The sequence below is a fragment of the Vibrio sp. TAP-3B genome (genome assembly GCF_057784735.1).
In genome coordinates this window covers 511,987-527,096 of the sequence record NZ_CM173495.1, presented here as the reverse complement: position 1 = coordinate 527,096, position 15,110 = coordinate 511,987, and the positions used below count along the sequence as shown (strand labels likewise).

The 15,110-nt window shown below is 45.8% G+C and carries 12 protein-coding genes; 4 read left to right on the top strand and 8 right to left on the bottom strand.

What is annotated here, in order from left to right; genetic code table 11:
- Window positions 1-98: 98 nt before the first annotated feature.
- Genes kdsB through AC3D28_RS02565 form a run of 5 tightly spaced genes read right to left on the bottom strand, consistent with a single transcriptional unit; the run spans window position 99 to window position 6,065 of the window.
- A complete protein-coding gene (gene kdsB, locus AC3D28_RS02585) occupies window positions 99-854 on the bottom strand; it encodes a 3-deoxy-manno-octulosonate cytidylyltransferase (protein ID WP_488535432.1) in 756 nt (251 codons plus the stop codon).
- Window positions 854-1,033 carry a Trm112 family protein gene (locus AC3D28_RS02580; RefSeq protein WP_098416045.1) on the bottom strand — a complete coding sequence of 60 codons (180 nt, stop codon included), beginning with the start codon at window positions 1,031-1,033 and terminating at the stop codon, window positions 854-856. The genes kdsB and AC3D28_RS02580 overlap by 1 nt, the downstream gene beginning before the upstream one ends.
- On the bottom strand, window positions 1,014-2,021 hold the full coding sequence (gene lpxK / locus AC3D28_RS02575; protein ID WP_488535431.1) for a tetraacyldisaccharide 4'-kinase: 1,008 nt from the start codon (window positions 2,019-2,021) through the stop codon (window positions 1,014-1,016). Before lpxK ends, AC3D28_RS02580 begins: the two co-directional genes overlap by 20 nt.
- A gap of 5 nt (window positions 2,022-2,026) precedes the next feature.
- Window positions 2,027-3,775, bottom strand: coding sequence for a lipid A ABC transporter ATP-binding protein/permease MsbA (gene msbA / locus AC3D28_RS02570; protein ID WP_488535430.1), 1,749 nt, complete (start codon window positions 3,773-3,775; stop codon window positions 2,027-2,029).
- Between the two features lie 31 nt (window positions 3,776-3,806).
- The gene (locus AC3D28_RS02565; protein ID WP_488535429.1) at window positions 3,807-6,065 is read right to left on the bottom strand and encodes a DNA internalization-related competence protein ComEC/Rec2; all 2,259 of its coding nucleotides are present in this window, start codon (window positions 6,063-6,065) and stop codon (window positions 3,807-3,809) included.
- Between the two features lie 8 nt (window positions 6,066-6,073).
- Here AC3D28_RS02565 and AC3D28_RS02560 point away from each other — a divergent pair, with 8 nt between their 5' ends.
- Window positions 6,074-6,583 (top strand): DUF2062 domain-containing protein, encoded by a 510-nt coding sequence (locus tag AC3D28_RS02560; RefSeq protein WP_098416049.1) that lies wholly within the window; start codon window positions 6,074-6,076, stop codon window positions 6,581-6,583.
- A gap of 175 nt (window positions 6,584-6,758) precedes the next feature.
- Here the strand turns inward: AC3D28_RS02560 and lolE are convergent, their stop codons facing one another.
- Genes lolE through lolC form a run of 3 tightly spaced genes read right to left on the bottom strand, consistent with a single transcriptional unit; the run spans window position 6,759 to window position 9,911 of the window.
- Window positions 6,759-8,003, bottom strand: a complete 1,245-nt coding sequence (lolE, locus tag AC3D28_RS02555) for a lipoprotein-releasing ABC transporter permease subunit LolE (protein WP_488535428.1) — start codon at window positions 8,001-8,003, stop codon at window positions 6,759-6,761.
- Between the two features lie 2 nt (window positions 8,004-8,005).
- Window positions 8,006-8,710, bottom strand: coding sequence for a lipoprotein-releasing ABC transporter ATP-binding protein LolD (lolD, locus tag AC3D28_RS02550; RefSeq protein ID WP_488535427.1), 705 nt, complete (start codon window positions 8,708-8,710; stop codon window positions 8,006-8,008).
- On the bottom strand, window positions 8,703-9,911 hold the full coding sequence (gene lolC, locus AC3D28_RS02545; RefSeq protein ID WP_488535426.1) for a lipoprotein-releasing ABC transporter permease subunit LolC: 1,209 nt from the start codon (window positions 9,909-9,911) through the stop codon (window positions 8,703-8,705). The genes lolD and lolC overlap by 8 nt, the downstream gene beginning before the upstream one ends.
- 255 nt (window positions 9,912-10,166) lie before the next feature.
- Between lolC and AC3D28_RS02540 the strand changes: the two genes are divergently transcribed.
- Genes AC3D28_RS02540 through AC3D28_RS02530 form a run of 3 tightly spaced genes read left to right on the top strand, consistent with a single transcriptional unit; the run spans window position 10,167 to window position 14,981 of the window.
- On the top strand, window positions 10,167-10,736 hold the full coding sequence (locus tag AC3D28_RS02540; RefSeq protein WP_488535425.1) for a PilZ domain-containing protein: 570 nt from the start codon (window positions 10,167-10,169) through the stop codon (window positions 10,734-10,736).
- 5 nt (window positions 10,737-10,741) lie between these two features.
- Complete coding sequence (mfd, locus tag AC3D28_RS02535) at window positions 10,742-14,203, top strand: transcription-repair coupling factor (protein ID WP_488535424.1); 3,462 nt, start codon at window positions 10,742-10,744, stop codon at window positions 14,201-14,203.
- Window positions 14,204-14,210: 7 nt separating this feature from the next.
- Entirely contained in the window at window positions 14,211-14,981 is a 771-nt protein-coding gene (locus AC3D28_RS02530) for a peptidoglycan binding protein CsiV (protein WP_488535423.1), read from the top strand.
- The last annotated feature ends 129 nt before the right edge of the window (window positions 14,982-15,110 follow it).

The window sequence follows — 15,110 nt, the reverse complement described above, 5'->3', positions numbered from 1 at the left end:
TAGATAAACTCGTTTAGACAAATCGGATTAAACCTCCCCCTTAAAAGCAAAAAGACTCCTCATGTAGGAGTCTTTTATTATCTTTGGCAAAACATAAATTACGTTATTTTCGTCACTATCGCCCTAACTGCTTCGAGATCTTCTGGGGTATCAACACCGGCTGCCGGCGACTCTTTTGCAACCGCCACATGAATCTTCTCGCCATACCAAAGTACTCTTAGCTGCTCAAGGCACTCAATTTGCTCTAACGCGCTTGGAGCCCAGTTCACATAGGTATTAATGAACCCCGCACGATAAGCATAAATTCCGATATGACGCATTAACGGGTTTGCTATCGTTTTGTCTTGTTTGGCGAAGTTATCGCGATCCCAAGGGATCGTCGCTCGACTAAAGTACATCGCATAACCTTGCTCATCAGCCACAACTTTAACCGCGTTTGGATTGAACACTTCATCCTCTGAATCGATTTCCACCGCTAATGTGGCCACCGGAGCCTTACTATTCGCTAAGTTATCTGCAACCTGACGAATGATAGATGGTGGGATCAAGGGCTCATCGCCTTGTACATTCACAATAATATGATCCGCAGGAATCGCCATTTTTTCAACCACTTCAGCCAAGCGTTCTGTGCCCGACTCATGATTCGGTGACGTCATACACACTTTGCCACCAAACGACACGACGGCATCAGAGACACGTGCATTATCGGTCGCGACGATGACGTTGTCCGCCCCCGCTTGTAGTGCTTGTTCATAAACCCATTGAACCATTGGTTTACCGCCGATATCTGCAAGCGGTTTACCCGGTAAACGGCTCGATGAATAACGTGCAGGAATGACAACCGTAAAAGACATCAGCGTCCCTCATCCATATTCATAGTGCGAGCTTCTGGCTCAAGCAGAACAGGAATGCCCTCTTTGATCGGGTAAGCAAGACGATCTAATTTGCAAATCAACTCTTGATTACCTTTGTCGTACGTCAGCTTACCTTTGCACACAGGGCAAGCTACAATCTCAAGCAGACGATGATCCATAAGTCGCTTTAACCTCTTTTATTCTGTTTAAAATTCGCTCTGCATCGTTTGGTTCAAACTGGGCAGATACAGGCAGATACCACCAATTTTCTTGCGCGTACGCACTGCATTTAACGGCATCTTTTTCAGTCATGATGACATTCGCTCCTTGTAGAGCCAATGCTTCTAATTCTTGTTGGTTAAAATCCTGATGGTCTGCAAACCCCTTAGTGATTTTAACGTCTGCATTCAGTGTACTTAATGTATTAAAAAACCTCGGAGGATGACCAATGCCAGCAAACGCAACGAGATCATTTAACGCAGATACTTCCACTTGTTGATGAGTTTTAAGATTAATGGCTTTTGAAGGCGAAAGTGTCATGGCGATCTCGCCTTGGTGAGCCAGCCCACCGTTGATGATGATAAAATCGACTTCATTCAACCTCTCTACACCTTCTCGCAAAGGGCCAAGTGGGATCAAGCTTTCATTACCAAACCGTCGGTTACCATCCACAATCACTAACTCAATATCACGAGCCAACGCATAATGCTGCAAGCCATCATCCGCTATGATGATATCGACACCAGACTCAAGCAATGCTTTCACCGCCTTTGAACGCACAGGGTCAACCGCAACAGGCGCACCAGTACGACAATGAATCAGCTTAGGCTCATCACCACAATGTTTCGCAGGTGTATTTTCTTTTAGTATCAATGGGTAGTGCGGCGCCTTTGCCCCATAACCACGAGATACGACTCCGGGCTTAAAGCCCATACTTTGCAATTGCTCAACCAGCCATATCACAACCGGTGTTTTACCATTACCACCCGCGGTAATATTACCAACGACAACAACGGGTACCGGGGCTTTATAAGGGCGCTTTTTGCCTGTGTGATACTGTTTTCGCTTAGACTTACTTATCGCACCAAACAATACACTCAATGGCCACAAGAGCGGCCATAAGAGATATTTGAGTGGGTGATTGCCAAACCAGACTTTTTCAATCACCGTATCTATTCACCAAATTGAATGCGATGCAACTGTGCGTAAGCACCATTTTTTGCAATAAGATCAGCGTGATTACCGCGCTCAACGATAGCACCATCATCCACCACAAGAATTTCATCCGCTTTTTCAATCGTCGACAAGCGGTGCGCGATGACTAACACCGTTTTGTCTTTTTGCAGCTCCTCTAACGCCGCCTGAATCGCGTGCTCAGATTCGGTATCCAAAGCAGAGGTCGCTTCATCAAGGATCAGTACAGGCGCATCACGTAACAGCGCGCGAGCAATCGCAACACGCTGGCGCTGACCTCCGGATAAGCTCGCACCGTTGTCACCAACCATGCTATCCAAGCCATTGTCCATTTTATTAATGAACTCCATAGCTTGCGCTAATGTCGCCGCCTTTTCTATATCACTTCGCTGGTACCTATCCTCGGTTGCGTACGCAATATTGTTAGCAATAGTGTCATTGAACAAATGTACGTTTTGCGAAACCAACGCAAATTGCTCACGTAAATTCTTCAGTTCGTATTCGCGAATATCGCGACCGTCTAACATGATAGAACCGCTGTCAACGTCATAAAAACGATTGAACAAGTTCGCAATGGTACTCTTACCCGAACCAGAGCGCCCAACCAACGCCACCGTCTTCCCTCGGGGAATATCAAAGCTGACGTTTTGCAATGCAGGTTTTTCTGCCCCCACATAAGTGAAAGTGACATTTTTGACTGAAACATCACCTTGCGCACGTTCAATGGTGTATTTGCCTTCGTTTTTCTCTGGTTCAAGATCAATCAAAGCAAATAACGTTTGGCTCGCAGCCATACCACGCTGGAACTGAGAAGTAACATTAGTTAGTGCCTTAAGCGGACGCATCAGACCAAACATCGCAGAGAAAACAACAGTAAAGGTACCTGGTGTCAATTGTTCCTTGATAGAATCAATGCTCGCTAGATAAAGAACCGCAACAATGGCAAATGACGCAATCATCTGAATAATCGGGTTAGCGGCCGCTTGCGCGGTCACCAACTTCATGCTTTGTTGACGCATTTGGTTACTGACTTTTTCGAAGCGTTTACGTTCGATGTCTTGACCGCCGTAGCTCAATACGACTTTATGTCCCTTCAGCATCTGCTCTGCTGACGCCGTCACATTGCCCATCATCGTCTGCATATTTTTGGATATTTTTCTAAAGCGTTTAGAGACAACGCCAATACTCCACGCCACGACTGGTGCAACCGCAAATAGCACTAAAGATAGCTGCCAGCTGTTGTAAAACATCAGAACTAGCAAACCAATAATACTGGCACCTTCTCGTACAATGCTGACTAACGCTTGGCTCGTCGCAGCTGAGACTTGCTCTGAATCGTAAGTAATACGAGATAAAAGGTTACCCGTTTTTTCTTTATCAAAGTAAGACACTGGCATGTGCATAAAGTGATTAAACACCATGCGACGCACCTGCATTACGACGTTACCAGACACCCAGCTCAAGCAATAAGTGGAGACAAATCCACTCGTACCACGAACGAACATCATGACAAAGATAATCAATGGAAGTATGCGTAAAAAATCAGACTCGGCATTCCCAAAGCCTTCATCTAGCAAAGGTTTTAGCAGGGAAATCATATAGGTATCTGATATAGCATTAATAACTAATGCTATGACTGCAACGATAAGACCGGTCTTATATAGGCGAATAAATTGCCATAGACGTTTAAACGTCTGCCAAGTCGTTTCATCAGTATTTATCGACATAGAAGTGCTTTGTTTTCTTAGATTAAGGCTCTCATTCTACCCCCTTCCGCAGCATCTGCCTATACCAAGGCTCAAATGTATCACCACGTTTGGTTTCAAAACGCCAATTATTATGATTAACCAAGAAGCTCACCTGACCGTGTTGCCCTGTATCAAGCCAGGTGACACCACGCCTACGATAAGAGGAGACTACCGTTTCGGCAGGCATCCCCCATCGATTATTTTTCGCTAACGAAGCCACCGCCACGCTAGGCGAGACCGATTCCAGAAACCGAGGGTTTGATGAGCTTTTACTGCCATGGTGCGGAACGATCATCACATCACTAGCCAACTTTTCTGGTTCCCTGAGTAACATCCATTCACTGATGGCCTCAATATCACCAGTAAGAAGCACACTAAATTGTGATGCAGGGTCACTAACACGCAACACACACGAGTGCGGATTATAAGCGCGCTTAACAAGTTCGGGAGGCCAAAGTACTTCGATAGTTAGTTCCTGCCAGTGCCAATAGCTACCTCTGATACAGGGTTGATAGCTAGCAAGGTTTTGGCTACTGATCTTATGGAGAGGAGAAAAGTATTGCTCAATTGAGGCACGCCCACCAGCATGATCATTATCGAAATGACTCAGGATCATTGTGTCGATGGTTTGGTAGCCTCGCCGATGCAGTAAAGGCGTTATCACTTGTTCTGCAATACTGCCGTTTTGCCAAGCTTTGCCGGTGTCGTAGAGCATAACTTTACCCGATTTCTCAATGAGGACCGCCAGACCATGACCAACATCTAGAACATCGATACGCCAGTTCTGTTCGCGATATTGCGACGATATTTTGATGCTTATGACAACGCCCAACAGTACACACCACGCATACACCGACATGAAACGCTTAAGCATCAAACACGCACTCACCGCAATGATAAACCATGTCATTTCAATACTAATGGGTTGCCAAGAGCCTACCGCATAGTGTGTTGAGGCACTTAACGGCCACAGTGACCAGTCAACCAACTGCCATAGCATCTTCGCACCCGCTTCAATAAAAAGTGAAGAGAACAGCGCCAAAAACATGAAAGGGACGACGATAAAGCCAAACCACGGAATAAAAACCAAATTATAAACGATGGAAACAAGACTGAAGCCTGAAAAAAAATAACCACTAACCGGGACAATAAACAAACTTAGAACTAGCTGACTGAATAGCAAAACCTTTAGTTTTGCAAACCAACTTCCTTTCTGATGCCGAACCAAATTGATCGCAACTAACACTGCGCAAACCGACAAATATGACAACCAAAAACTCATGCTGTATGAAGCAAAAGGTTGAACGAACAATTGCAAAGCCACCGCCAGCAACAGGACTCGCCAAGGAGTCCAATGTACTAGCGTGTATTTGAGCGCCACATAAATAATACAGACTGAAACAGCGCGAGTGGTCGGCAATGAGAAATCGGCTAGCCACGCATAAGAAATGGCGAACAGTAGCCCACTTAAACTAGGTAATAATTGATATCTGGGTACAACATAGCGCACTGCGTTGCCAACAACTAAGCCGAAAGTGAACGCCATACCGATATGCAGACCAGAAATAGAAACCAAATGCAACAAGCCACTATCTCGAAGTGCTTGCCAGTCCTCCTTCAATAACAAAGAACGATCGGCAAAAGCTAAAGCATTAATGAGAGAAAAGTGATTGAGAGAAGAAACATCATCAATGACATCAGCAATAATGGTTTGTCGCCAAGAAGTCGTGCTACGAATAACCCAAGTTGCATTTTTATCGGTCACCGCACGCGCGACCACCCCCTTACCCATCGATTGTTTTTCGGTGTCGAATCCCACTTCATTTCGTAAACCAATGATCGGTTTTAACGACACGGTCGTCGTAAACTCACTGTTAACCTCGAGTGGAAAAGACGTGATAAGACGGAGTTTAGGTTTAAGAAAAGGTAACAGAGTTTGACCATTAATCCGCTTTAACACCACGATGCCTTCATATCCATGACTTATTTGCGTAAAAGGGCTGTCAACTTTACCAATTATGTTAATATTCTCCCCTACTTGAAAAAGGGCTTGTCTCTGATACTCCATGACATTGCCGTGGACGACGACAATCATAAAGCCCACAATTACGCCTATGCTAATTAAACCGCGACGTAATTTTATTATTGAGCCTGTGGTTATTATTCCCAGCAGCAACCAACGCCAACCTGGTATTGTCGGCCACCATGCTGACGAGATAACGCTTGCTACAAATAACGCCAAGGTCCAACTTTTTTCTGAGAGAGTCATGCTGTCCTATGCCTAGAAAGCTGATAAAACGCTTCATACCAGATCATGAATTGATCAAACGCCAAAAAGCATTGAAGGTTTTCGGTAATGTGTTATACAACCCGAACCTTTGGTGTTTAAACCGTCGTTCGGCGTCTGGGGCTTTTGCCGTTGGTCTCTTTATGGCGTTTGTTCCGCTTCCTAGCCAAATGATCCTAGCCGCGGGTTTTGCAATCATGCTTGGTGTCAACCTACCTCTCTCCGTCGCTCTGGTCTGGATTAGCAACCCAATCACAATGCCTGTACTATTTTATTTCGCCTACAAATTAGGCGCTGTCGTGATGCACGTCCCTTCACAACCATTTCACTTTGAGTTGTCATGGGAATTTATTATGCAGCAAATGAGTACGCTCGGGCCGCCTTTTTTACTAGGCTGTGCTATCTGCGCCGTGACCTCAGCCGTCATTGGCTATTTTGGTATTCGTGGCCTTTGGCGTTACTCTGTGGTGCGCAGTTGGCAAAAGCGCAAAATAAGATAAGGCGTCAATGCATAAAAATCAGCATGTTGAGTAACGGTTGAGGGGCATCTAACAACTAAAATGAAACGAGATGTTGCTCAAGTAGGGTAAAGACAAAAAAGGACCGAATTCGGTCCTTTTTGTTTTTGTGAATGGTTGGTCATGTTGCCAAATCATTCACGTTCATAAAGTTCAATTATTTTGAGCTTAATACCGCGGCGGGATTTAGTTTCGCGGCACGCGAAGCGGGATACCAAGTCGCAAGCAAACTCAGAACGATGGCCGTCATAGACACTAAAGCGACATCTGGCCAGTGCAGCTGTGAAGGTAAGAAATCAACGAAGTAGATATCACCGGATAAGAATTGATGTCCTATTAACCCCTCTAACTTTTTAATGACTGGGGTAAGGTTTAACGCGACCAATACACCAGTTACGCTGCCGACTAGACTACCAAATACACCAGATAACACGCCTTGCCAGACAAAGATTTGTTTGATCAGGCTATCTTTTGCGCCCATAGTCCGCAGGATCGCAATTTCTGCCGCGCGATCTTTTACTGCCATCATGAGAGTTGAGACAATATTAAAACAGGCAACCCCAATCACCAGTACCATGACCAAATACATAATGGTGCGCACAAGCTGAATATCTCGATATAAAAAACCAAACTTTTGCTGCCAGCTTTTCAAATACACATACACATCAACAAGGCTTCCTACTTCTCGAACAATAGAAGGGGCATTGAGTACATCGTCCGTTTTAAGCGATATTCCCGTCACGCCATCGCCCAAATTCGCGTACAGCTGTGCATCATTTAGCGGTACGAGTGCAAGCGTGTGGTCGATTTGACCATTCAAGGTTAAGAACCCTGACACTTTAACCCTCACACGCTTAGGCGCTTGTACTTTGTTGGCGCTCCCCGTTTGAGGGATCATCAACGTGATGTAATCTCCTACGTCAACGCTTAGTTCATTCGCCACCCCTCGACCTAAGATCACTTGCTGTTGGCCCGCATAAAAATTCTGCCATGCGTCTCGGTCAATATAGTCTGCCATGCTAGAAACAGCTTGTTCAAAAGCAGGATCAACGCCACGGACTTCAATCGCTTTTAGCTTGCTGCCCTTTTCAGCCAATCCTGTGAAACGCACGTAAGGCGCTGCGGCAACCACGCGTTCATGCCTTAAAGCTTGGTTCATCGTTTTAGTGTAGTGATGAAGTGGACCATTGACGCCTTCCAATTCACCGTGTGGGATCACAGACAGCACACGCGACTGCAGTTCACGCTCAAAACCATTCATTGCCGAAAGGCCGATAATGATCACGGCAACACCCACCGCAATCCCAATTGTTGACGAAAGAGAGATGAAAGAAACCATCTTATTGCGCTTTTTCGCGCGACTGAAGCGACCGCCGATCATCAATGCTAAAGGTGAAAACAAAACTAGCCCTCCACCACGGTTTCGGTCATCAAACGATCCACAAGCAAACCATCTTGCATATCCATTTGACGGTCCATCTTTGCCGCCAGTTCTTTATCATGCGTCACAACCAAAAACGCGATGTTCGATTCTTGATTCAACTCTCGCATCAGATCATAAATCGATAATGCAGTATTATGGTCAAGGTTACCTGTCGGTTCATCGGCGAGCACTAAATCTGGTCTGTTGACCAAGGCTCGGGCAATAGCCACACGTTGACGTTCGCCGCCCGAGAGTTCCGATGGTCTATGCTCCATACGGTGACCCAACCCCACCTTCTCAAGCAATACTTTTGCTTCATCCTTTGCTTTCGCAACTTTCACGCCACCAATCAATAATGGCATCGCCACATTTTCAAGCGCGGTAAAATCAGCCAATAAGTGATGAAATTGATAAACAAAACCCAAGTGCTTATTACGTACCGCGGCTTGTTTATTTGAGCTCAGCGCTGATAGATTTTGCCCTAAGAAGTCGACGTCCCCTTGAGTAGCGTCATCCAATGCTCCCAGAATATGCAACAGCGTACTCTTACCCGAACCAGAAGAGCCCACAATCGACACCAATTCACCCTTCTCAATATCGAAGCTGACACCTTTCAGTACTTCCGTATCTAGCGAACCTTCTCGGTAGACTTTACGAATATCACGACATTTTAATAGCTTATTCATAGCGAAGTGCCTCAGCAGGTTTAACAGAAGATGCTCGATAAGAAGGATAAATCGTAGCAGCAAGGCTGAGAGCAATCGCCAACACCACTACTAAAAGAATTTGCCGTGAATCAATCAAGATGGGTAAGTGCCCACCGAAGCTAAACAAAGCAACGCCTGCAGACTCAAGAATCGCATTCAGATTAAGAGACAGGGCTACGCCGGCGATGCCACCAACAATCGCACCAATCACACCACTGCTTGCACCTTGTACCATGAAAATCGTCATTACTTGAGATTGAGTCATACCCTGCGTTTTCAAAATCGCAACTTCCGACTGTTTTTCCATCACCACCATGATCAATGCCGAAATGATATTAAACGCGGCAACCCCAACGATTAAACCCAACATTAATCCCATCATGTTCTTTTCCATTTTTACCGCTTGGAACAACTCACCACGTTGAGCACGCCAATCGCTCCATTGCCACCCATCAGGCATAGGCTTATCGGCAAAATCCGTCACCATGAATGGATCAGAGAAAAATACGCGCCAGCCGGATATGGTCTCTTTCGGTAAACGCATCAGCTTAGACGCGTCTGTCATGTTAACAACCATCAACTGCCCATCAACATCCGAACCTGTATTGAAAATACCTGCCACAGTAAAGTTACGTTGACTAGGAATTCGGCCAAACGGCGTAAATTGCGTCGCGTTAGTCACCATCAAACGAATCTTATCGCCCATAGACACTTTTAATGAACGCGCTAAGCTATGCCCTAAAAAAACCTGATATTCCCCGGCTTGAAGCGATGACAATCGGCCAGCGATTAAATGATGGCTGATCGGATCGCCTTGCTTAGGTTCAATACCGATTAAGTAGCCCGCAGTCAGCTGCGCTGGGCTTTGAATCACCGCTTCACCGCGTACAATGGGCTCTGGCTTGGCGACACTCGACATATTTTGGATGAAAGCTGGCGCAGATTCCGTGAGTAATGTTTTGCCACCTTGTTGTGAAACCACAGCATGAGGCAATACACCGAGAATTCGTTCTTTTAACTGCGCTTCAAAACCGTTCATCACAGAAAGCACCGTCACCAGCGCCATCACACCGATCGTGATGCCTGCTGTCGACATATAAGAAACAAATCGGCTAAATTTATCTCCAGAGCGCCCCCGAAGATATCTCAAACCAATAAATAATGAGATAGGATGATACATATAAGACAAACCAACTGGTTGTTTTGGTATAACACGATACTTTAGCGGGTTATCTTACCTTACTCTTCTTATGAAGAAGACAAGATAATCGCCAAATTTGTCAACGACATGCAATAAGTCTGCATTTAGGCCAAAAAGTTCAGGCACAATTCGGGTAGACTTGATAACTTCATTCAGTTAGCGATAATCAGTGCCCTATTTCTCTGTTTTCGTTAATTCCAACAGAGCGCGCTCGATGGCAAAAGGACCGACTACATGACAGAGCAAGAATACTTTATTGTTCACCATAACCTAACCATTAACGTGGAAGCGTTAAGTGCGGACTTTGCTTTGCCAGATGAAGAAACCTTTGTTTCCGAAATTCCCGCGCCTTTTATTGTCGCCAGTGAATTTAGCCACTTAGACATGCTAGCAGAAAATGCACGTTTTGAATTAAAAAACAAAGACTTGAAGCATGTCATTAGCTTACTTGATACACAGAATTCCAAACTCAACCTCTTGCTAAGCTTCATGCTTTCGCAACAAGATGAGATTGCACTGAGATTTCAAACGACCCAATTCGGCGCAAGTCAGTTAAGCTACCGCGCCGATGCCGCGCTCGAACCTCAACAGTTAGTGCGTGTAAAGTTGTTCCTAGATCATCCCGCAGCTGCGATTTACTGTTACGCTCAAGTAGAAGAATGTGCCTCTTCTGAGCAGGGTTTCATCATCACTCTTAGGTATAAAATGCTCAGAGAAGCCGACCAAGACTTACTGATCAAAGCAGCTTTATATCAACAACAAAAACTTTTACGTCAGCGCTCAATGGAGCGAGATAAAAAATAACTCCTATGACAAAAGCAACGATTCTTTCCGTCACCAATCCTTCTGAGCGTGGCGACAAAAAACAGCTAGGTAATCTACCGGGCGCGGCTCTGCCTTTGGCGATTGCTGAATTAGCAAAACAGCACACGAGTCACTCGTTACTCGTGGTGCCCGACCCGCAAATCGCCTTAAAACTGCAAGCAGAAATTGAGCAGTTTACCGATCATCCCGTAAGCCTTTTCCCTGACTGGGAAACTCTGCCTTACGATAACTTTTCTCCGCATCAAGAAATTATTTCTGAACGTATTGCGCGCCTTTACCAACTGCCAAGCCAGCGTAACGGAATTACCATTGTGCCGGTCAGTACCGTTCTGCAGCGCCAGTCTCCACGTGATTTTTTGTTACAGCACACCTTAATGGTAAAAACGGGCGATCAATTTTCACTCGAAAAGCTGCGAGTGCAACTAGAGAATTCTGGTTACCGCCATGTGGACCAAGTATTTGGACCGGGTGAATACGCGAGCCGAGGATCGATTCTCGATCTTTACCCGATGGGCAGCACGGATCCTTATCGCATCGATTTCTTTGATGATGAGATTGATACCATTCGTACGTTCGATCCAGAAAGCCAACGTTCGATTGAAGATATTCAGCAAATCCAATTATTGCCAGCTCATGAGTTCCCGACGACCAAAGCAGCGATTGAAGACTTCCGGACTCGTTGGCGAACACAATTCGAAGCCCGTCGCGAACCAGAATCTATCTATATGCAGGTTACCAAAGGAACATGGCCTGCCGGCATCGAATATTGGCAACCACTGTTCTTTGACCACACGGAAACCTTGTTTGAATACTTACCAGAAGATTCACAGATCATCACTTATGGCGATATAGAATCAGCGGTAGAGACATTCTTAACAGACGTTGAGTTCCGATACGACCAGAAAAAAATCGACCCATTGCGTCCTCTGCTCGCACCACATCAACTGTGGTTGAAAAAAGACGAACTGTTCAGCCAGTTAAAGCAACTACCAATGGCTCAATTAAGCCTTGAGAAAGTTGTTAAGCGTGCTGGTCGACAGAATCTAGCCGTTCAGTCACTAGCAGAACTTGGCGTTCAGCAACAAAATAAAGAACCACTCTCACGTCTTCGTCAATTTAGTGAACAATTCACCGGGAAAATCATCTTCTCTGTGGAGTCTGAAGGTCGTCGTGAAGCACTGACAGAACTGCTGCAAGGCATTAAAGTTCGCCCCGTCGTGCATCCGTCTTTTTATCAAGCCTTAGAGTCAAACGACCGCTTCAGTCTCATCCTTGGCGCGGCAGAACACGGCTTCATCCACGACGAGCTGAACTTCGCATTCATTTGCGAAAGTGACTTACTTGGCGATCGCGTGATCCAACGCCGCCGCAAAGATAAAAAAACGGTCAACAGCGATACGGTCATACGTCATCTTGCCGAACTGAAACCGGGCCAACCTGTTGTACACATAGACCACGGAATCGGTCGTTATATTGGCCTGCAAACGCTTGAAGCCGGCGGCATGAAAACCGAATACGTCACTCTTGAATATCAAAACGACGCCAAACTCTATGTCCCTGTTTCGGCACTGAACCTGATCAGTCGTTACTCTGGTGGCGCAGAGGATACAGCGCCACTGCATAAACTCGGTGGAGAAACATGGGCCAAAGCACGCCGTAAAGCAGCAGAAAAAGTTCGTGATGTGGCAGCCGAGTTACTTGATGTCTACGCCAAGCGTGAACTAAAACCGGGCTTCAAGTTTGAACTAGATCGCGGCCAATACGCGACTTTCAAAGCAACTTTTCCATTTGAAGAAACTGAAGACCAAGCAATGGCGATCAACGCTGTGCTATCGGATATGTGTCAAGCGAAAGCCATGGACCGTCTAGTTTGTGGCGATGTGGGCTTTGGTAAAACGGAGGTCGCGATGCGGGCTGCGTTTGTCGCGACAGACAACAGCAAGCAGGTTGCAGTATTAGTACCGACCACCCTACTCGCTCAGCAGCACTTCGAAAACTTCCGTGACCGCTTTGCCAACTTGCCAATCCGTGTCGAAGTACTTTCGCGCTTTAAATCCGCTAAAGAGCAAAAAACCATTTTGCAAGATGTCGAAGACGGTAAGGTCGATATCGTCGTCGGTACACACAAGCTGCTTTCGAGTGATATTAAATTTAAAGATCTGGGCTTGTTGATCGTCGATGAAGAGCACCGCTTTGGGGTTCGTCAAAAAGAAAAAGTGAAAGCAATGCGGGCCGATGTCGACATCCTCACGCTCACAGCAACGCCAATTCCACGCACCCTCAACATGGCCATGAGCGGCATGCGCGATTTATCGATCATCGCGACACCACCCGCCCGCCGTTTGGCCATCAAAACTTTTGTTCGACAAAGAGAAGAGCCTATCGTCCGTGAAGCCGTGCTACGTGAAATTATGCGTGGTGGGCAAGTTTACTTCCTGCATAATCAGGTCGAAACGATAGAAAAAACTGCTGAGGACTTACAAAAATTGGTACCAGAAGCTCGGATCACCGTCGCTCATGGTCAAATGCGTGAGCGCGAACTAGAGCAAGTGATGAACGACTTCTACCACCAACGCTTCAATGTTTTGGTGTGTACGACGATCATCGAAACCGGTATCGATGTACCAACCGCCAATACCATTATCATGGATCGTGCGGATAACCTCGGTTTGGCGCAACTGCACCAATTGCGGGGCCGTGTTGGTCGCTCTCACCACCAAGCTTATGCTTACTTATTGACACCACATCCCAAAGCAATGACTAAGGACGCGATTAAACGCCTCGATGCCATCGCCTCATTGGAAGATCTCGGTGCGGGCTTTACGCTCGCGACGCACGATCTTGAAATTCGTGGCGCAGGTGAACTGCTAGGTGACGAACAAAGTGGGCAAATTCAATCGGTTGGTTTTACACTTTACATGGAAATGCTTGAACAAGCAGTACAAGCGCTGAAGGAAGGGAAAGAGCCCTCTTTGGATGAACTCCTTCGCGAGCAAACTGAAGTTGAAATGAGAATTCCAGCCCTATTGCCGGACGACTACATTCCTGATGTAAACACACGCCTTTCGATGTACAAACGCATTGCCAGCGTAACGAACAGCGAAGAATTGTCGGAACTAAAAGTCGAACTTATCGACCGCTTTGGTTTACTGCCGGATGCAGCCAAGAATTTATTGGTTGTCTCAGAACTGAAATTTTCCGCTGCTAGCCTAAAAGCGAAAAAGATTGAAGCTTATGATAAAGGGGGATTTATCGAGTTTTACCCTGATGCTGACATAAATCCTGCGTATTTGGTTAAACTGCTGCAATCACAACCGCAAAAATTTGCAATGGAAGGTCCAACTAAGTTCAAGTTTAGCGTACCATTGGCGGACCGACGCAAACGCATTCAGTTTGTACAAGACTTACTGAATGATTTTAAACAGAACTTATTACCAACGAGCTAATAGTCGAATGAGAATACTGATCCCGTTATTACTTCTATGTGTCTCTATGCCCTCTTGGGCACAGCGTCAGTTTGATATTGAAGTGATCATTTTCAAGCGAGCAGTCGACGTAGAAAACACCACTGAAGCTTGGCCCAATCAACTGCCAAAAATCGACATGGTGAATGTCGGCAGTTTAGAGAGTGAATCTTACCGTCGCTCTAAAGGCGTTACGCTGCTGCCTCGTTCTTCTTTTCTTCTAAACGAACAGGAATCGGCACTTAACAATCACGCGGGGTTTAAAGTACTTAAACACGTGGCGTGGCGTCAAGGTGACCAAGGTAGGTCTAGTGCGCCTATCTTCCGCATCGTTGGTGGGCGTGACTTCTCCAACTCTTATCTTCCTGACGGTAGCCCTATTAATGGCAGCAACCAGACACTTTCTCGCGACGGTTACAGTGAAGAAACTATCAATGGTCCTCTGTATGAGCTAGATGGCAGACTCCAAATCTATGTACAGCATTATCTATTCGCCGAGACAACTCTAGACCTTCGTGAGCCGAGTATTCGAGAAGTACGTTTTGAGCCAACCTCAATAGAACAATCAACAAACCAGCTTGGTGAAGTGGACGGCAACGTTCAGGTCGGCAACTTAGCGGAGATATCACCGACAATAACGGAAGAAAAATTCCTCAAAAGTTACCGAATGGATCAAAAGCGTCGTATGCGTAGTAGCGAAACTCACTATCTAGACAACCCATTGATGGGAATGATCATTCAAGTTCGTCGTGTTGAATAAACGCTAACAAAAACCAAGCGCAGCACCCAGTATTTCTGCGCTTGGTTTTATCTCGAATTTAATATCAATCGCAGTAAATAACGAATCATCCTCACTGATTACCAATACGCCATCACGGCATTATAATTT